17 protein-coding genes are annotated in these 18459 nt (G+C 51.8%); 8 read left to right on the forward strand and 9 right to left on the reverse strand.

What is annotated here, in order from left to right:
* Positions 1–87: 87 nt before the first annotated feature.
* The 3 genes from metN to ACF8PK_RS18880 all read left to right on the forward strand — a co-directional run bounded on the left by metN (position 88) and on the right by ACF8PK_RS18880 (position 2663).
* A complete protein-coding gene (metN, locus tag ACF8PK_RS18870; RefSeq protein WP_004723956.1) occupies positions 88–1122 on the forward strand; it encodes a methionine ABC transporter ATP-binding protein MetN in 1035 nt (344 codons plus the stop codon).
* Positions 1112–1789 carry a methionine ABC transporter permease gene (locus tag ACF8PK_RS18875; protein ID WP_004723958.1) on the forward strand — a complete coding sequence of 226 codons (678 nt, stop codon included), beginning with the start codon at positions 1112–1114 and terminating at the stop codon, positions 1787–1789. The genes metN and ACF8PK_RS18875 overlap by 11 nt, the downstream gene beginning before the upstream one ends.
* Before the next feature lie 64 nt (positions 1790–1853).
* Entirely contained in the window at positions 1854–2663 is an 810-nt protein-coding gene (locus ACF8PK_RS18880; protein ID WP_004723959.1) for a MetQ/NlpA family lipoprotein, read from the forward strand.
* Between the two features lie 98 nt (positions 2664–2761).
* On the opposite strand, the gene ACF8PK_RS18885 is transcribed toward ACF8PK_RS18880, so the two are convergent.
* Complete coding sequence (locus ACF8PK_RS18885; protein WP_143679300.1) at positions 2762–3538, reverse strand: Zn-ribbon-containing protein; 777 nt, start codon at positions 3536–3538, stop codon at positions 2762–2764.
* A 3-nt stretch (positions 3539–3541) separates the two neighbouring features.
* Positions 3542–4087 (reverse strand): SecY-interacting protein, encoded by a 546-nt coding sequence (gene syd / locus ACF8PK_RS18890; protein ID WP_392443025.1) that lies wholly within the window; start codon positions 4085–4087, stop codon positions 3542–3544.
* Between the two features lie 97 nt (positions 4088–4184).
* Between syd and queF the strand changes: the two genes are divergently transcribed.
* From queF to xni, 5 genes are all read left to right on the forward strand, one after another.
* The gene (gene queF / locus ACF8PK_RS18895) at positions 4185–5030 is read left to right on the forward strand and encodes an NADPH-dependent 7-cyano-7-deazaguanine reductase QueF (RefSeq protein WP_158107118.1); all 846 of its coding nucleotides are present in this window, start codon (positions 4185–4187) and stop codon (positions 5028–5030) included.
* Between the two features lie 17 nt (positions 5031–5047).
* Entirely contained in the window at positions 5048–7318 is a 2271-nt protein-coding gene (locus ACF8PK_RS18900; RefSeq protein WP_014205583.1) for a hypothetical protein, read from the forward strand.
* Positions 7319–7426: 108 nt separating this feature from the next.
* Positions 7427–8992, forward strand: a complete 1566-nt coding sequence (locus tag ACF8PK_RS18905; RefSeq protein WP_392443302.1) for a GGDEF domain-containing protein — start codon at positions 7427–7429, stop codon at positions 8990–8992.
* A gap of 370 nt (positions 8993–9362) precedes the next feature.
* Entirely contained in the window at positions 9363–10721 is a 1359-nt protein-coding gene (gene ppnN, locus ACF8PK_RS18910) for a nucleotide 5'-monophosphate nucleosidase PpnN (protein WP_004723970.1), read from the forward strand.
* A 69-nt stretch (positions 10722–10790) separates the two neighbouring features.
* Positions 10791–11567 carry a flap endonuclease Xni gene (xni, locus tag ACF8PK_RS18915; RefSeq protein ID WP_004723972.1) on the forward strand — a complete coding sequence of 259 codons (777 nt, stop codon included), beginning with the start codon at positions 10791–10793 and terminating at the stop codon, positions 11565–11567.
* 47 nt (positions 11568–11614) lie between these two features.
* Here the strand turns inward: xni and rlmM are convergent, their stop codons facing one another.
* From rlmM to pomA, 7 genes are all read right to left on the reverse strand, one after another.
* Positions 11615–12706 carry a 23S rRNA (cytidine(2498)-2'-O)-methyltransferase RlmM gene (rlmM, locus tag ACF8PK_RS18920; protein WP_055467134.1) on the reverse strand — a complete coding sequence of 364 codons (1092 nt, stop codon included), beginning with the start codon at positions 12704–12706 and terminating at the stop codon, positions 11615–11617.
* Positions 12703–13101, reverse strand: a complete 399-nt coding sequence (locus ACF8PK_RS18925) for a DUF423 domain-containing protein (protein WP_158141026.1) — start codon at positions 13099–13101, stop codon at positions 12703–12705. The genes rlmM and ACF8PK_RS18925 overlap by 4 nt, the downstream gene beginning before the upstream one ends.
* Positions 13091–13726 (reverse strand): alpha/beta fold hydrolase, encoded by a 636-nt coding sequence (locus tag ACF8PK_RS18930; RefSeq protein WP_392443031.1) that lies wholly within the window; start codon positions 13724–13726, stop codon positions 13091–13093. Before ACF8PK_RS18930 ends, ACF8PK_RS18925 begins: the two co-directional genes overlap by 11 nt.
* The gene (locus ACF8PK_RS18935; protein WP_004723982.1) at positions 13695–14627 is read right to left on the reverse strand and encodes a transcriptional regulator GcvA; all 933 of its coding nucleotides are present in this window, start codon (positions 14625–14627) and stop codon (positions 13695–13697) included. Before ACF8PK_RS18935 ends, ACF8PK_RS18930 begins: the two co-directional genes overlap by 32 nt.
* 454 nt (positions 14628–15081) lie before the next feature.
* Positions 15082–16530: a tRNA uracil 4-sulfurtransferase ThiI gene (thiI, locus tag ACF8PK_RS18940; protein ID WP_004723983.1), complete on the reverse strand. Its 1449-nt coding sequence runs from the start codon at positions 16528–16530 to the stop codon at positions 15082–15084.
* 163 nt (positions 16531–16693) lie between these two features.
* The gene (locus ACF8PK_RS18945) at positions 16694–17656 is read right to left on the reverse strand and encodes a flagellar motor protein MotB (RefSeq protein WP_392443035.1); all 963 of its coding nucleotides are present in this window, start codon (positions 17654–17656) and stop codon (positions 16694–16696) included.
* Positions 17657–17668: 12 nt separating this feature from the next.
* A complete protein-coding gene (gene pomA, locus ACF8PK_RS18950; protein ID WP_004723987.1) occupies positions 17669–18433 on the reverse strand; it encodes a flagellar motor protein PomA in 765 nt (254 codons plus the stop codon).
* Between the last annotated feature and the right edge of the window lie 26 nt (positions 18434–18459).

The raw sequence follows: 18459 nt of genomic DNA on the forward strand, positions 1-18459 counted from the left end.
GACTTGCCCATCGATAACCCATAGCATCCTCTACTAAGTGAGAGAGAGTTCAAAATTTTATACTGCTATCCCTGCACAGGTTATTACATGATTGAAATTAGTCACGTCAATAAGGTGTTCTTGCAAGGCCACAAAGAAATTCATGCCCTGAAAGACATCAATCTTCATATTCCACAAGGTACGATTTTCGGTGTTATCGGTTCTTCTGGTGCAGGGAAAAGTACGCTCATTCGTTGTGTCAACATGTTGGAAACGCCAACCAGCGGTAGCGTGATTGTTGATGGGGTTGACCTGACGCAACTGACGTCCAAACAATTGTCGGAAACTCGCCGTAATATTGGCATGATTTTCCAACACTTTAACTTGCTCTCGTCTCGCACCGTATTTGGCAATATTGCGCTGCCATTGGAATTGGCAGGCAAAGATGATCAACACATTGAACGTAAAGTCTCTGAGCTGCTGACGCTGGTAGGCCTGACCGACAAACGCGACACCTACCCAGCCAATTTGAGTGGCGGCCAGAAACAACGTGTGGCGATTGCGCGCGCCTTGGCGTCTGACCCCAAAGTGTTGCTGTGTGACGAAGCCACCAGCGCGCTGGATCCTGCAACCACACAATCGATTTTGGAACTGCTCAAAGAGATCAACCGCAAGCTGAATATCACCATGCTGTTGATCACGCACGAAATGGACGTGGTGAAGAGCATCTGTCACGAAGTCGCGATCATCGGTGACGGTGAGTTGGTGGAAAAAGGCAGCGTGGGCGACATTTTTGCGCACCCGAAAACACAACTGGCGCATCAATTCATTCGTTCAACCTTGGATCTGTCGATTCCCGATGATTATCAAGCGCGTTTGAATGCAGAACGTGTCGAAGGCAGCTACCCGCTGGTGCGCCTTGAGTTTACTGGCGCCACCGTTGATGCGCCGCTCATGTCGCAAATCGCGCGTAAATTCAATATTGATGTCAGCATTCTGAGTTCTGATCTCGATTACGCCGGCGGCGTGAAATTCGGGATGATGGTGGCCGAAATCTACGGCAATCAAAATGATGACGTCGCAGCAATGCAATATCTCCGTGACCACAATGTAAAAGTCGAGGTGCTTGGTTATGTCCTTTAATACGATCAGCAGCTGGTTATCACTCAACAGCGACCTACTTTTGATGGCCACATGGCAAACCGTTTACATGGTTGCCGTCGCTGGTATTGTCGGCTTTGCGTTAGGCATTCCGTTGGGCGTAATTCTACACACCACCAAAAAAGGTGGCTTGTTGGAAAACACTCAACTGAATAACGTACTGGGCGCGATTGTGAACATTGGTCGCTCCGTCCCGTTCCTGGTTTTGATGGTAGCCATTATTCCTGTCACCAAAATGTTGGTGGGCACCTTTATCGGGACAACCGCCGCGATCGTACCGCTGACCATTGGCGCCATCCCATTTGTGGCGCGTCTCATTGAAGGGGCGTTGTTGGAAGTCCCAACCGGCTTGATTGAAGCGGCGCAATCGATGGGCGCAACCCCAATGCAAATCATCACCAAAGTGCTGCTCCCAGAAGCGATGCCAACCATTTTGAACTCAGTAACCATCACCTTGGTGACCCTCGTGAGTTACTCAGCCATGGCGGGGACCGTTGGTGGCGGCGGCCTAGGGGATGTGGCAATTCGTTACGGTTTCCACCGTTATGATGTCACCATCATGGCTGTAACCGTGGTGATGCTGATTGTGCTAGTACAAATTATTCAATCGATCGGCGATGCGTTTGTTCGTCGCGTCGATCACAGATAACCCGTTCATTATCTTAAAAAATACAACACAGATACGTTAGAAGTTTGATAACAAGGAGAATATCATGAAATTGAGCCTGAAAGGTTTACTGACCATTGCCGCTGCTGCCTCTGCACTTGTGCTGGCTGGCTGTGGTGACAAAGCCGTTGACAACAGCAAAGTAAAAATTGGTGTGATCGCCGGTGCTGAAGCGCAGGTTGCTGAAGTCGCAGCGAAAGTTGCGAAAGAGAAATATAACCTGAATGTGGAACTGGTCACGTTCACGGATTACGTTACACCGAACGCCGCGCTGGATGATGGTTCAATTGATGCTAACGCATTCCAACACAAACCTTACCTCGATCAGCAAATCGTTGACCGTGGCTACAAACTGGCGATCGTGGGCAACACCTTCGTGTACCCAATCGCAGGTTACTCAAAACAGATCAAATCGGTTGATGAACTGCAAGATGGCGCGCGCATCGCAGTACCAAACGATCCAACCAACCTTGGTCGTTCTCTGATCCTGCTGGAAAAACAAGGTCTGATCAAACTGCGTGCTGATGCTGGCTTGCTGGCTACCGTTCGTGACATCGTCGAAAACCCAAAGAAAATCCAAATTGTTGAACTGGATGCAGCGCAACTGCCACGCTCTCTGGATGACGTTGCTCTGTCGATCATCAACACCACGTACGCCAGCTCACTCAACCTGACGCCAGAAAAAGACGGCATCTTCGTTGAAGACAAAGAGTCACCATACGTGAACCTGCTGGTTGCCCGTCAAGACAATGTGAACGCCGAAAACGTACAGAACTTCCTGAAAGCGTACCAAACGGATGAAGTGGCAAATGCCGCGGCAGACATCTTCCAAGGTGGCGCAGTTAAAGGTTGGTAATCCCATCCTTGACACGGTGAAACCCATAAAAAAGGTTGGCTTAGGCCAACCTTTTTTGTTGCGGTCATTTCAGGCGTATGCCCTGCCGAATACCGCGGCTATTTCAAATGATCCCAAGAGATGTTTGAGACAATTCGGCACGTATCGCATTTGAAATGGAAGATGTCATGCAGCGGCTCATCCAGTAACCATTCACCACCGCATTTCGGGCATTTGCGCGCTTGCTCATCTGCCAAACTGGTGCCGCCAACGCGGTATTGATAGTAGTAGGTCGGAATCTTGGTCAAATATTCCACCCGACCACGCAAGTCCCAGCCACGACGAAACAAGTCGCTATCGACATCGCAAATTTCATGCAGCGCCGCGAACTCGGCCTTGCAGCCGCCCGCCATCTGAATTTCGTCACAGGCTTGCCACTCGGTTTGCCATTTAATAACGGATTTATGGTCGCCGTTGAGCGTCGGTTCATTGCGATAGAGCGGAATAGGCAGCAGCGTCTCACCACTGCGCAGCGGCGAACAGGTGTGCACGTAAGTGGTGTATAGCACTTGCCAGCTTGGTGTTTCCACTTCAGCCGCTTCTTCAGAGTTAATATCACGCCCCAGCAAACGCACTTTCGGCGCCAGCAGACTCGCATCGGCTAAACGATTGATGCACACCTTAACAAAATCGGAGTGATGGTTTGGGTGCAAGCTCTCTTTTTCCGGGCACACAGCGCGCACATAAAACTCGCCCTCGCCCAAAATGATCGGAAACTCGCGTCCCAGTACTTGACCGTTGTAACGCAGCGCGTCCATCAACCCATTGATGGCTTTGTCGACGGCACTGATGGTGGTGTTGTCAAAACACTCAAATTGAAGTTCAACCACGTACATCGATTACACCACCGGTTCCAATTGATTCAAAAACTCGACCACATCGGCGGTCAGCACTTCACGTTGCGTGGTGCCCAATTTTTCCAGAATCACGTTACCCGTCAGGTTGCAGATCGAAATCACCGCCATCTCATCGACCGTTGTCGCGATAAACACGGTGGGTTTGTGTTTGAGGCGGCGCTGCATCACCAAATGGCCGAGAATGTTCTCTTGCAGGCGTTGAAAATCCGCATCACTCCACACTTGTAACAAGGTCAACTCACGGCCGCGCCAACGCGCGGGCATGTCTGCCGAAAATTGCGCGCCATAAAACGGGGCAATGTCTTGCTGCAACGTCAGCTCAATCCCTTGTTCCACATTGGCCAAATCAGCAGCAGGGGTGCGCGGCACAGGTTGCCAAAACACGCGGTCCTCAAGCGCCTCGACCACACATGGCGATGGCCAGTCGATCAACTCATCGTTATACGGCAATTGCTGATGGGCGTGCTGAACCGCATCCAAGTAGCGCTGGCTGAATGAGAATAAGGCTTCAACCACTAAGTGAGCCATGACGTTCTCCATAGTTAGGTTAGTCGCGCCTGCCAGATGACACACGCGACGGTATTGCGTAGAATTCCGGTTATTCTAATCGAATTCACTGTAAAGTATGAGCAAATATTCTGACGCAAAAGAGCTGGCAGGTTTAACCCTGGGGAAAAAAACCGAGTACGCGAGCCAGTACGATCCTTCCCTTTTGCAGCCGGTTCCACGTAGCCTAAACCGCAACGATCTGCACTTGGGAGACACATTGCCGTTTTTGGGCTGTGACCTCTGGACGCTATATGAGCTGTCGTGGCTCAATGACAATGGCCTGCCACAAGTGGCGATCGGCGAAGTCGCGATTCCGGCCACCAGCGCCAACCTGATCGAGTCGAAATCGTTCAAACTTTACCTCAATAGTTTTAACCAGACGCGCTTCTCAACCTGGGCAGACGTTCAGGCGCGCCTGCAACACGATTTGTCCGCGTGCGCCGGTGAAACCGTGCATGTCGAGGTCAAGCCGCTAGCGGCCTATACCGCGCAGCCGATTGTGACCATGCAAGGAGACTGCATCGACGATCAGGACATCACCATCACCAGCTACGCATTTGACGACACGTTACTTGCCGATGCCACCAGCGATGACGTTGTTGAAGAGACGTTGCACAGCCACCTGCTGAAGTCCAACTGCTTGATCACCAATCAGCCCGACTGGGGCAGCGTAGAAATCACTTACCGTGGGCCGAAAATCAATCGCGAAGCGCTGTTGCGCTACATTGTGTCATTCCGTGAGCACAACGAGTTCCATGAGCAGTGCGTTGAGCGTATCTTTACCGACATCACCCGCTACTGCCACCCAGAGCACTTAACGGTGCTGGCTCGCTACACCCGTCGCGGCGGTCTGGATATCAACCCGTATCGCTCAACTGAGCAGGCGGCTCCGAGCCACAATCAACGTATGGCTCGTCAATAACAAGGATGCTCGACAGGATGACATTTCTTCGCTGGAAGCACTGGCTTGGTTTGGCTCTGCTCTCATTTTCAACCTGGACCTACGCCACCATCTATTCGTCACCCACCCTGAACGAAGCCGATGGTTTGATTGAGATTTCTCCGGCGCAAGCCAAAGCGCTAGCCACGGAATATCTCTCCCAACGCAAGTTGGCCGATAAAGCCGAGACCAGCCCAACCACTATTTCACGCGATGAAACCGACAGCCGGGTGCGCACGCCCGGCAGTACGATTGATGCGTTGAAGATTCTTGCCAAAGCCGAGTTTAACCTCGGGTATCAGCAAACGGCGTTCAAGTTGCTGGATGAAGCGCAGGAATTGGCGGAGAAATACCAGCTGCCGTATTTGGAACTGGAAGTCGAGATCCTTGATGTGCGTTTACAATGGCGCTACGACGGCAACACCAGCGAAGCGCGCGAAGCGCTGCGCAACATTGCCAAAGAATACGAAGCGATCAAAAATTCCGACCACCTCGCCAAAGGCATCGATTACAAAATGACGATGCTGCGCGCCGAGATTGCCTCCCAAGCCAATGACCTCGAACTGGCCAATCGCCTATTTGCGCAAGTCAAACCCTACATCGATGCCTTGCAATCGAAAAAGCCGCAAATTGAATACCATTTGGTGGTCGGCAAACATTACCTCAACCACGAACTCTACAACCTTGCCTTGTCCGAACTTTTGATGTCTTACTGGGGCGCGGTGGAAAGTAACGCCAGCGCCCTGCTGGCCAAAACCAATACCCTGCTGGCCCAACTGTTCTTTGAACGCCGCGTGCTGGACAAAGCGCTGGTTCATCTCTCGCAGGCCGCCGATTTTTACGATAACTACGACAAGTCGCCGGCACTGGCAGCAGTGTTAAAACGCATGGGCGATGTCTACTACCAGCAAGGCAAGTACAACTTGGCGCTGGTACACTACTTCAACGTGATTGACCACGAGAGCAGCAGCAACGACATTGAAAGCGTGATCGAAGTGCGCCTCAGCCTTGCCGCGACCTATTTGCAACTGTTCAACTACCCACTGACCGAGCAGTATTTGGCGCGCGCAGAAGAGCTGCTCAGCTACACCGACATTCCGCGTCTCAAAGGGCGAGCTAGCTTGTTGAACGCTGGATTGGCTTACCATCAGAATCAGGGCCAGCAAGTGATTGCCCAAGCGCAACAAGCCCTCAGCATCGGCCAAGCAACGGGCGATTTAGCCATTGAAGAGAACGCCTACCGTCTGCTGTCGCTCGGCTATGAACAGACGGGCCGTTATGCCAATGCGCTGGAAAACGTCAAACAGAGCAATGCCATTGCGCAGATCCGCCAAGAAAAACTCAATCAGATCAGTGAAGATGCATTCCGCCAGCAAAAAGAGTTCGTAGAACAGACACTGCATTTGGTCGGTCAGGAAAAAGAGCTGCAAGAAACTCAGCGTGAATACAGCAAGTTCCAAAAAATCGCGTTTGCGCTGTTCGTGGCCAGTTCGATCTTCTTCTTGCTGCTGCTGCGTCGCGGTTACGTGATTCAGCGCCAGCGCGATGAAATCGATGAACTCAGCAGTAACCTTTACACTCACTCGCGCTCGCGCCTACACAACCTGCGTATGCTCAACTCCAAGCTGCTCTCTTCACTAGAACGCAGCAGTCAAAACTACGAACAGTGGCACGTGGGGGAATTGATCCATGAACCACTCAACGATCGATTGCGCTTTGCGATGATCGACATTCCGTTCCTGCGCAACATGTACCTGCAACACGGCTACAGCGCAGGTCTGGAACTGGAACACGACTTTGGCGCCTTCCTCAAATCGAAAATCGATGACGACAAAGCGCGTCTGTACCATTTCTCCGATGCCAACCTGCTCTACATTGAACCGTGTCCGGATCGCGAACGTCCGCCAGAAGATCTGTTCAATAAAGTACAGTCATGGATTGAAGAGTTTCAGCCCGAACGTCGCCTCAACCGCATCATTCGCATGGGCATCGCTGATTATCCGTTCCTGCCTCGCGCATACACGGCAATCAACGACAAAGAGTTACTGGACATTCTGCTCATGGCCGCCAGTGTGGCGCGCGATCTGAGCATCAAAGAGAACAGCAGCCACTGGGTTTACCTGCGTGCCATCGACAATGCGCCAGCGGCCAGTTTTGCGTCCAACAACATTCGCAAATCGTGCAAACATGCCATCAATCAGGGATTGATCAAGGTGCATTCCTCATACAAGAATGAGGAGAACATCAAAAAACTTTTAAAAGATGGGTAAAAGCTATACGGTTAACGCACTGAAATCGTGACGAATAATTTTTTTTTGTTATTATCGATAAATCACTAAATAGGATCAGGATTGATCCGAAGCTGTAGTTTGTTGTCGATGGGCGTTCTCGAGCAAGATATCCAAAATCAGTTAAACCAGCTGCGCAGTCAGTTGGAACAGACACGTTTGACACAACGGGATACTTCGTTCAAATTTAATCGAGAACAGAAAGTCCTGAAACGTATCGTCGCATCTTTAAGCCTGGCTTGCCAAGGCGAGAACCATCGATTGAATGGGTATTTAGCTGAACTGCGTCAAGCCATCGAGCAACAAAAAGATGTAAGCTCGCTCATACCTCGTCTGGCCGTACTGGAGCGCATGTTGAAGCAACACACGTTGATTAAGGAAAAGCAGAGTTCCCATTTGGACTCGCAAATCAAACACAGTGGCGAAATCTTGCTGCGTGTTCCCGGTCTGCCTTCAAAATTAAAACGCGATCTGCGTGATTTACTCAGTTTTTCTGCGGCCCAACAACTGCCCAAAGCGGACCAAGCCATGCGCTTGCTGGGCATTTACGAACGCTCGGTAAAAATCATCACCGCCAACCCGCAGTCGGTGACCGACGAACTCAGCCAAAGCGCCGACAACGAATTGTTGGCACGCCTGAGTGACGATCTGCAAAACTTGATTTGCGAACTGGATTTCGATGGGGAATCGGGCGATCTGCTGACCGATATTCGCACCAAGCTGTTAAACGGCGTGACGACTCAGATCTTATTGGAACTGACGCTGGACGTGTTGAAGCTGGTGATTGCCGGCACTCACTTCGAGCGCAAAAGTTCAGAAAAATTCCTAGAGCAAGTCAACAGCTCCTTGGCGAACAACATCAAAAGCGTCAATCAAAACGTCGACCAAAGCCTCAACTATCAAACACATCGTCAAGAGATGCATCAAGAGCTGAACACCCTGGTCGGTCGTAGTCAAACCGCCCTGAAAGATGGTGAAGAGCTCAGCAGCACCAAAGCCAAGCTTGAACCGATGTTGGCGGATCTGGCCTCGCTGTCGGAGCGACTCACGCACGCTGAGCAGCGTGAACAGGCGCTGATTGAACGCATGCAGTACACGCGCACTCAAATGGAAGCTCTGTTTGAACTCACCCAAGATTACCGCCGTCGTTTGGAAGATCAGGCGCAGCGCATGCTGCAAGATCCACTGACCAAAGTGTACAACCGCACCGCGTTTAATGATCGATTGGAACTCGAATATCGCCGTTGGATTCGTACTCAGCACACGCTGCGTGTGGTGATGTTGGATATCGATAAGTTCAAAACCATCAACGACAGCTTCGGCTACATGGCCGGTGATAAAGCGCTGAAAATCATTGCGCGCACCATCAGTAAAGAGATTGAAGACACCGACACCGTGGCGCGTTTTTCCGGTGAAGAGTTCATTCTGCTGCTGCCAGAACACGCCGACAACGCGTGTCATCAAATCATTCAACAAATCCAACGGAATATCTCCAAACTGCCGTTCAAGTTCCGCGATAAAAGCATCACCATCACCATGACGGCGGCCAGTACCTGTTTCAAAGAATCAGACACGCCAGAAACGGTGCTGGAGCGCGTTCACCGCGCCTTGGTCGAAGTGAAAAAATACGGGCCAAACCAAATCGCTTGGAAGTAACCCCGCCGGATCGCGGCCCCGCGGTCCGTTTCCCTGCCTCATTCGGTTATTTTTTAATCTGACACACCTATTTTTAGTGACTCATCTCACATCTGATGTCGCACAACATTTCCCATTTCAGCAGAACCGAACAAGATTGAAACTGGAATATCAATTAGTTAAACGTTCAGACTCGTGAACGTTGCGCCAAACATGCCCGCAACGCACGAGCCTGATGCATCCGGTTTTGCCTCAGGTTCATCCCATCAGAATCTGTGTTCACGCCGGACGATTGCCCCACCTCTGCGACGCGAGCGACCAATAACGCCAACCATTCATCAACCAACCGCGCAGGTGGACTATCATTAACCTCTCAAGCAAGGAGGTCAGCATGATCACTCAAGTCAGCCCTGCCGGCAGTATGGATCTGTTGTCGCAGCTCGAAGTCGAACGATTGAAAAAAACCGCGTCCAGTGATCTATATCAGCTGTACCGCAACTGCACCCTCGCGGTGCTGAACTCAGGCAGCCATACCGACAACTCCAAAGAGTTGCTCGATTTATATAAGAATTTTGACGTCACCGTGCTGCGCCGTGAACGCGGCATTAAGCTGGAACTGACCAACCCACCCGAGCATGCATTTGTCGATGGACACATCATCAAAGGGATTCAGGAACACCTGTTTTCAGTATTGCGAGACATCGTCTACGTCAACATGCACTTGGCAGACAGCCAACGCCTGAATCTGACCAACGCCACACACATTACCAACTTAGTGTTTGGCATTTTGCGTAACGCAGGCACGCTGATCCCGGGCATCATTCCGAATTTGGTGGTGTGCTGGGGGGGGCACTCGATCAATGAAATCGAGTACCAATACACCCGCGAAGTGGGCCACGAACTGGGCCTGCGTGAACTCAACATCTGTACCGGCTGTGGCCCGGGCGCGATGGAAGGCCCAATGAAGGGGGCAGCGATTGGTCACGCGAAACAGCGCTACCACGAGCAGCGCTACCTTGGCCTGACCGAACCGTCGATCATTGCCGCTGAGCCGCCAAACCCGATCGTGAACGAATTGGTGATCATGCCCGACATCGAAAAACGTCTGGAAGCGTTTGTCCGCTTGGCGCACGGCATCATCATTTTCCCGGGCGGTCCGGGGACTGCAGAAGAGTTGCTGTACATTCTGGGCATTAAGATGCACCCAGAAAATGCCAACCAACCGATGCCAATCGTCCTGACCGGGCCGAAAGAGAGCGAAGCGTACTTCCGCTCCATCGATCAATTCATTGCCGACACACTCGGTGACGAAGCGCGTCAGCATTACACCATCGTAATCGACAACCCCGCTGAAGCAGCGCGCATCATGAAAAATGCAATGCCAGCAGTCCGTCAGCATCGCAAAGACAACGATGACGCCTACAGCTTCAACTGGTCACTCAAAATCGAGCCGGAATTCCAACTGCCGTTTGAGCCGAACCACGAAAGCATGGCCAATTTGGACTTGCACCTCAATCAGCGTCCGGAAGTGCTGGCCGCGAACCTGCGCCGCGCCTTCTCGGGCATTGTGGCCGGGAACGTGAAAGCCGAAGGCATTCATGAGATTGAACGCAATGGCCCGTTTGAGATTCATGGCGACCCGATCTTGATGAAGAAAATGGACCGCCTGCTGAAAGATTTCGTTGAACAGCATCGCATGAAACTACCGGGCGGCTCGGCTTATGTGCCGTGTTATCGCATCGTCACCTGACGCTTGGTAGCAATCCCATTGAATTTCATTACAATAAGGGCCTAACAGCCCTTATTTTTTTGAATTGCTATGTCTATCCATCTCGTCATTATCGATGCTCTGAACCTCATTCGCCGCGTGCATTCCGCTCAGCCGGATGAAACCGATATTGCGCGAACCATAGACACCACCAGCCGTACGCTGCAACGTATCATTGGTGAAGCCGACCCCACCCACATCATCGCGGTGTTTGATCACCACCTGCAAGATCGAGGCTGGCGCGCCGAGGTGCTGCCCGGCTACAAAGCCGGACGCAAACCCATGCCGCAGCCGCTGCAACAAGGGCTCGATCAGATTCAGCAAGCATGGTGGGAACTGGGCATCGATTCCCTGCTCTCCGAGGGCGATGAAGCCGATGACTTGGTCGCGACGCTGGCCACCAAAGTGGCCGCGCATCAGGAAAAGGTCACCATCATTTCCACCGACAAAGGCTACTGCCAACTGCTCTCTCCCACGCTACAAATTCGCGATTACTTCCAACAGCGTTGGTTGGATGCACCATTTATCGAAAATGAGTTTGGCGTCAAACCGACACAGCTGGCCGATTACTGGGGATTAACGGGGATCAGCTCCAGCCAAGTACCGGGAGTCCCGGGGATTGGCCCCAAAGCGGCCAAAGAGATACTGACGCAATATCCGGACATCGACAGCGCATACGCCAGTGACGACCTGCCAGCGAAATATCGCAAAAAGCTCGATGAACACATTGAACTGGCGCGGGTCTGTAAACAGGTAGCCGGACTGAAAACCGACATCGAACTCGGTTTTAATCTGCAGGACATTCGTTTCAGCGGGTCGCCGGCATAAAAAAACGCTCCTTAAGGAGCGTTTTTTGTTTCAACTCTGTCACGATATTAGTGCGGCGAGATGTTACTCAGTGATTGAACGTGCACCGTGATCTCTTCGCGATCGTGGTACAAATGTTTTGCTTGCAGACGAAACTTGACGTGATTTTCTTTCAGGAAAATCTTCAGGTTTTCGATGTCTTCCAGCACTTCATCGTAGCGGCCTTTCATCGGCAGTTTCAGGTTGAAAATCGCCTCTTTCGCCCAGCCACTGATGATCCATTCGCCCATCAGTTGAGCCACGCGTGATGGCTTTTCAATCATGTCACACACCAGCCAGGTCACGTTCTTACGCGGCGGTTCAAACTTAAACCCGTCGACCATGTGGTGTTTCACCTGACCGGTTTCCATCAGGCTGTCTGCCATCATGCCGTTATCAATCGCATGCACAAACATCGAACGCTTCACCAACTGATACGTCCAACCGCCCGGGCAAGCACCCAGATCGACCGCCCACATGCCAGACGCCAAACGCGTGTCCCACTCCTCGCGTGGAATAAACACGTGGAACGCTTCTTCCAGTTTGAGGGTTGAACGGCTTGGCGCATCGGTAGGAAACTTCAGGCGTGGAATGCCCATAAAGAACTGCGAGTTATTGGAACTCAGCGAGTAACCGGCAAAACAGTGGCCCGGCGCGATAAAGCACACGTGCAGCACAGGCTTTTTCGGATGCTCTTTCGCAAACAACACTCCTTTGCCACGCAGCGCTTGACGCAATGGCACGGTGAATTTACGGCAGAACTTGAGTAGCTCTTTGGCTTCGTTAGTATCCGGCGTTTCCACACGCAGATCGCCGCAGCGCGGAAAATCTTCGTATTCAGACAACTGCGCCAAAATCGGCGAAATACGGTCATCTTTCGGCAGTTCAGTGAACTCTGCCGCCACCGCAAACATCTGGCGGGCAAAAATCAAGGCCTGAAAATCCAGCTCTTTGATCAGCTTTTGCGCATCGCCTTCCTGATAGCATTCAAACAGTACATAGCCGCTGTTCTTCTGCATCCGCGGGAAACCATACACTTCCAGTTGCGTGGCTTTGTCCTGAATCTCACCGGCGCACTCTTTTTCAAAGCCTGCGCGGCAATAGAGCATGACTTGTTTCACTGCTTGACCTCTTTAATATTCATGGCCGCGAAGGTAAATAATCCCCAGCCGATCATAAACAGCAGACCGCCCATCGGCGTGATGGGACCAAACCATTTCACACCCGTCAGTGCTAAGGCGTACAGGCTGCCGCTAAAACAAAAGATGCCGATGATAAAGCAAATCGCCGCGCGGCTAAAATAGTTTCGCGCTTTTTCTGTCCCCGACAGCTGCAACAAAATGCCACAGGCAATCAGCGCAGCCGCATGAATGAATTGATACTGCACACCCGTTTGAAAGACACCCAGCAAATAGGGACTCAACGTGGCTTTTAAACCGTGCGCCGCAAACGCGCCGAGCGCCACGGCAACCCCGGAAAACAGGCCGCCTAAGGTAAGTAATGACTTACTTTGCATCGTACACCTCGAGAATAAACTGACTCAATTGTTCCACCGCCAAGGCGATGTTTTGTGTTTCGGTATGCCCTGACGATTTGCGCGGTTTGAAGCTGTGATCGCCATCTGGCAGAAATACAAGCGAAACGCTTGGGCTGAATGAGAATGTGGCACACTCCAACTGCGTACCAAACGTGTCACGTTCGCCTTGCAGGATCAGCGTGGGCGTGTCGATGTCTGCCAAGTGATCCCCTTTGAATTTTTCCGGCTTGCCGGGCGGGTGAAAGGGAAAACCCAAACACGCAATACCCGCCACTTGCGGGTGCGCACTCAGCAGCGACGACATTCGCCCGCCCATCGATTTGCCCCCAATGACCACCGGCCCCGTTGCGTGTTCGGCAATCACCGCTTCAAACGCTTCCAGCAGTTTCGGCGCGCGATCCGGCGGACGGCGCTTGCCATCTTCGGCACGCTTGACCATGTACGGAAAGTTAAATCGCACCACACGAATGCCACGCTCAGCCACGCCCTTGGCGACCGCCGCCATAAACTCGTGGTCCATATCAGCTCCGGCACCATGGGCAAAAATAAACGTCAGCGGCTGCGAGCCGCCATCAATGCGCACGGGGGTTGAGACTGTTGTCATCCAGTATATCCTCCTGTTCGCGGCGGGCTTTTTTCAGCATCCAATCACGAAACGTTGCAATCCGTCCCATGTCCGCCTGTTTCTCGTGGCACACCACGTAGAACGCATTTTTAGTCATCAGCACTTCGTCAAACGGCGCGACCAAACGCCCCGCATCAAGCTCGGGTTGCGCCAACACGTTGTTGCCCAGCGCGACGCCTTGACCATGCGCGGCGGCTTGCAACACCATGGTCGAGTGACTGAAGATCGGCCCGTGATTCACATTGACACTCTCTAAGCCATTTTCTTTGGCGAACTGTTTCCAGTCTTTGCGCGAGGTGTCGTGCAGCAACGTGTGATACGACAAGTCACTCAGCGTCGCCAGCGGTTTACTGCCCAGCAGCAACGACGGCGAACAGAGCGGGATCAAAAACTCTTGATACAACTTATCGGCGCGCAGCCCCGGCCAATTGCCTCGGCCGTAGTAAATGGCGACATCGACATCATCCGTCAGCGAGCCTTCTTCCATATCGACCGCTTTGATGCGCACATCGATATCTGGCTCTTGCTGGTTAAAGTCCGCCAAGCGCGGCACCAACCATTGAATCGCAAAGCTGGGCGGCAAACTGATGGTTAACGCACCTTTCTCGCTGCGTTCCAATAACTTGTCGGTTGCTTCCGCCAACGAACCAAAGATGTCTTTGATGTCGAGGAAATAGCTTTGCCCCTCTTCAGTGAGCAGCAGCGAACGGTTTCGACGACGAAATAGTTTCAACCCGAGAAACTCTTCCAACGCTTTAATTTGGTGACTCACCGCAGCCTGAGTCACGAACAGCTCTTCTGCCGCCCGAGTAAAACTCAGGTGGCGAGCCGCGGCTTCAAAGACTTTCAGCGAGTTTAAGGGTGGCAATCTTCTGGACATGAGCACACTCTATAACAGATTAGTTTTTTTAATCTGAAACATTATAAATTGTCCGTTGCTAACCAGCCAGAGAAAATCTATATTTCACCCCGCAATGCGGGCCTGAACGGCTTGATTCTCATTGAGAATCAATGGGCTTAGTTATTGCGATGTTGTGTTTGCAAACTCGATTTTCGAGTGAGGTAGTTTTTCTACCATCCTGTTTTGTGCAGTTATCCCCTGCCGCAAAACATATACTTCCTGTATTTATTTTTTGACCTGTCTGTCAAATTTTTAGCACCGCCCAAGGGCGGTGTTTTTTTATGCCTGCGATTGCGCATTGTGACCTTGCTCGCATTCTCGAACACGCGCCGCAAGTGTGTAACAAAAGGTAAATAAATCTAATGCTGCACCGAGGCAAAAAAAAACGCAAACCGACCAGCGATTTGCGTTTCTTCATTCAGTGCGCGCTCAATTATGGGCGATACACTTTAATGTTGTCGAAGCCCTGTTCTTTCAGATACAGCGCTTGTAGTCGACTCATCACACCGCGTTCGCAGTACAACAAGTAGGTCTTTGACTGATCCAGATCGCCAAACTGAGTCGCCAGTTTGTAGAACGGCACGTGTTTCACTTCCACGCCGTCAATCACCAGCGGCTTTTCATCTTCTTCATCCGGGCTACGAATATCCAGCACCACCGCTTGGTCTTGCACCGCGGTCACCAGTTCCACTTCTGGTGCTTGTTGCTGTGATTCTTTTTCGATGTCACGAATGTCCATCTGACGCGCGTCATACACCACTTGGTCCAGAATCGAGAAGTCGAACTTGGCTTCTTCCGCTTCCAGTTTGCCTTTGACCGCTTTCACGGTTGGACTCTTTGAGATCACGCCGCAGTATTCCGGCATGGTCTTGGCAAAATCTTCCGTACCGATTTCACGAGCGACGTTGATGATGTCATCTTTGTCCCAGTTGATCAGTGGACGCAAGATCAGCGTATCCGTCACGTTATCGATATGACGCAGGTTGGTCAGCGTTTGGCTAGACACCTGGCCGAGCGCTTCGCCCGTCACCAACGCTTGAATGCCAAATTTCTCCGCAACCTGACCCGCAGCACGCATAAACATGCGCTTGAGGATCACGCCCATTTGGCCGTCGTCAACTTTCTCAAGGATTTCTGCCACCACAGGAGCGAAATCAACTGAGATAAAGCGCACTTTGGCCGAAGAACCGTATTTGTGCCACAAGTAGTAAGCGACCTGTTTAACGCCGATTTCGTGTGCCGGACCGCCGAGGTTAAAGAAGCAGTAATGCACCTTTGAACCCCGTTTGATGTGCAGGTAGCTGGACACGCCCGAATCGAAACCACCGGAAATCAGGCTCAACACATCTTCTTGCGTTCCCAATGGGAAGCCGCCTAAGCCTTTGTGACGCGCGATCACTTGGTTGAGCAAGCCATCGTTCACTTCGACGTTAATGGTCACGTCTGGGTTTTTCAGGCGCACTTTTGCGCTAGCAACCGCTTGGTTGAGGCCGCCACCCACATAACGTTCCAATTCAATCGAGGTAAATTCGTGTTTACCGCGACGTTTTGCGCGCACAACGAATGTTTTGTCTTCGATCAGATGACGGCTTTGCAGCAGCACCTGTTCGTAAATATCATGCAGATCTTTAAATTCAGACTGCTTCACTTCCAGCACTTGTTGAATGCCCGGTGTGGTGGTCAGAATCTCAAGCGTTTCGGCAAAGAAGTCGCGGCTGTTGGCCGACACTTCAATGTGATCGCGACGGTTGAACACCGCGACGCCTGTCGTGCGACTTTTGATGATATTGCGAATGTTGCTTTCAAGAATTTTAGTGAAGCGCTTACGCACCGATTCACTTTTAATGAAAATTTCTGGATGGGGCTTAACTATAAATTTCATAAGGTTATTCGCAATTTAATTAGAACATTCACTGGCAGGCACGACTGTGTGGCGCTCAGCACCGCTAAGGGGGCGGGATTATACACGATCTCTCGCCACAGAGAAAAGCTTATGAAAAAGGCAAGCCAGTTGGCTTGCCTTAGGGAGTCACTTAGACGGCGCGTTATTGGACGTTCGTAGGCTGCGCGGACGGCACTTCATCGCTATACAGCGGTTCGCCCTGCATAATGCTGATTTCAACGCGACGGTTGCGCGAGCGTTGCGCTTCGGTATCGTTCGGCCCGAGCGGATCGGTATCGGCCATGCCACGCACTTGCAGGCGTTGGTGATTGAAGCCTTTCACTTTTTCCATCTCTTGCGCCACCGACACCGCACGCTGCGCCGATAAATCCCAGTTTGAACGATACAGTTCAGAATCCAGACGTTGGTTATCGGTGTGACCCGAGACGCGCACGATCCCCGGCACATCTTTCACCAAATCAGCAATCTGGCGCACCAATGGGCGGAATTTCGGTTGCAAGAACGCCGAGCCTTCAGGGAAAGCGCCCTTCTCACGAATGCGAATGACGATTTGCTGGCCGAGGTTTTCAACTTCAATCGCCCCTTGCTCAATTTCTCGTTGTAGCGCTTTCTTGATGCTTTCCAGCACAGTTTCCATCTCTTCCGACATCGATTGAGATTGGGCCTGCTGCTGTTGCATTTCCGTTTCGGTATTTTGGTTATCTTGCGTCGCGGTTTCTGGCGATTGACCGCCCGTCAACTGGCCCGCATCACGCTGCGTGCCCCCGGCGCGATCGGCATCGCCTTCATGAAATTCCAGCGTTTGCTGAGTGATGTCCATGGTTTGCTGCATGATGACGTCAATCGGGGTCGGCTCAGGGCGACCAGGACGAAATTCTTGCGCAATGATGCTGGTGCCTTTGGGAATGTCTTTGACCTCAAGGCGGTTTTGTACCCCGAATGCAAATTTCATCGACCCGGCGATCTGCTTGAACTTCAGAACGTCCATTTCCGAAAACGACAGCAGCAGGACGAAGAAGCACATCAGGAGCGACATCAGGTCAGCAAAGGTCCCTAACCAAGCGGGAAGCCCAGGTGGCGGACATTTGCACTTTTGCTCTTCCATCACTCACTCCGCTTATTCGTTGTCGACATCAAGCACACGTTTACCTTCATTGAGGTAGTTTTTCAGGTAACTATCAATGACACGTGGGTTCTGACCATCTTGAATAGCCAAGACGCCGTCCATGATCAGGCGGCGGTTCAATGTTTCTTGTTCACGGCGCAGCGACAGTTTGTCGGCAATCGGGAAAAACACCATGTTGGAAAGCACCGCACCGTACAAGGTCGTCAACAACGCCACCGCCATCGCTGGACCGATCGCTTTTGGATCGTCCATGTTCGACAGCATCGCCACCAGACCAACCAGTGTCCCGATCATCCCCATCGCGGGTGCCACGTCACCAAACGCACGAAAAACGCCCGTGCCGGCTTCATGACGTTCATCGGTCAGGGAAATATCTTTTTGTAGTGTTGCACGTACCACATCGGCGTCGTGACCATCCACCAGCAAATCGATGCCTTTTTGCATGAAGGAGTTGGAGATCTCCATCTCTTCAAGGGCGAGGAAACCACCTTTACGCGCTGCATCCGCCATTTCCACGATTTTCGCGATCAAATCTTCCGGCTCATCGGCTTTGAACATGAACGCTTTCCCCGCAATTTTAGCGGCGCCGAAGAACTGTCCCATGGTGAATTTCATCAGGACAACGAACAGTGAACCACCCACTACGATCAAAATAGAGGTGACGTCGACGAACATCATAATGCTGCCGCCCAAGACCATCGCCATCACGACAAATGCTAAGCCACCAATCAGACCTATTAGCGTTGCTAAATCCACGAAGCGCTCCTCTGCTGTTCATTCGC

Source organism: Vibrio sp. CJQ_6 (genome assembly GCF_043106745.1).
Lineage (GTDB): Bacteria > Pseudomonadota > Gammaproteobacteria > Enterobacterales > Vibrionaceae > Vibrio > Vibrio furnissii.

Coding starts and splice junctions, on each gene's coding strand:
- ACF8PK_RS18930 (WP_392443031.1), bottom strand. CDS start 13,726: ATGACAACAGTCTCAACCCCCGTGCGCATTGATGGCGGCTCGCAGCCG.
- ACF8PK_RS18945 (WP_392443035.1), bottom strand. CDS start 17,656: ATGGAAGAGCAAAAGTGCAAATGTCCGCCACCTGGGCTTCCCGCTTGG.
- thiI (WP_004723983.1), bottom strand. CDS start 16,530: ATGAAATTTATAGTTAAGCCCCATCCAGAAATTTTCATTAAAAGTGAA.
- queF (WP_158107118.1), top strand. CDS start 4,185: ATGAGCAAATATTCTGACGCAAAAGAGCTGGCAGGTTTAACCCTGGGG.
- ACF8PK_RS18885 (WP_143679300.1), bottom strand. CDS start 3,538: ATGTACGTGGTTGAACTTCAATTTGAGTGTTTTGACAACACCACCATC.
- ACF8PK_RS18935 (WP_004723982.1), bottom strand. CDS start 14,627: ATGTCCAGAAGATTGCCACCCTTAAACTCGCTGAAAGTCTTTGAAGCC.
- ACF8PK_RS18880 (WP_004723959.1), top strand. CDS start 1,854: ATGAAATTGAGCCTGAAAGGTTTACTGACCATTGCCGCTGCTGCCTCT.
- xni (WP_004723972.1), top strand. CDS start 10,791: ATGTCTATCCATCTCGTCATTATCGATGCTCTGAACCTCATTCGCCGC.
- ACF8PK_RS18925 (WP_158141026.1), bottom strand. CDS start 13,101: ATGCAAAGTAAGTCATTACTTACCTTAGGCGGCCTGTTTTCCGGGGTT.
- ACF8PK_RS18875 (WP_004723958.1), top strand. CDS start 1,112: ATGTCCTTTAATACGATCAGCAGCTGGTTATCACTCAACAGCGACCTA.
- ACF8PK_RS18905 (WP_392443302.1), top strand. CDS start 7,427: ATGGGCGTTCTCGAGCAAGATATCCAAAATCAGTTAAACCAGCTGCGC.
- metN (WP_004723956.1), top strand. CDS start 88: ATGATTGAAATTAGTCACGTCAATAAGGTGTTCTTGCAAGGCCACAAA.
- ppnN (WP_004723970.1), top strand. CDS start 9,363: ATGATCACTCAAGTCAGCCCTGCCGGCAGTATGGATCTGTTGTCGCAG.
- ACF8PK_RS18900 (WP_014205583.1), top strand. CDS start 5,048: ATGACATTTCTTCGCTGGAAGCACTGGCTTGGTTTGGCTCTGCTCTCA.
- syd (WP_392443025.1), bottom strand. CDS start 4,087: ATGGCTCACTTAGTGGTTGAAGCCTTATTCTCATTCAGCCAGCGCTAC.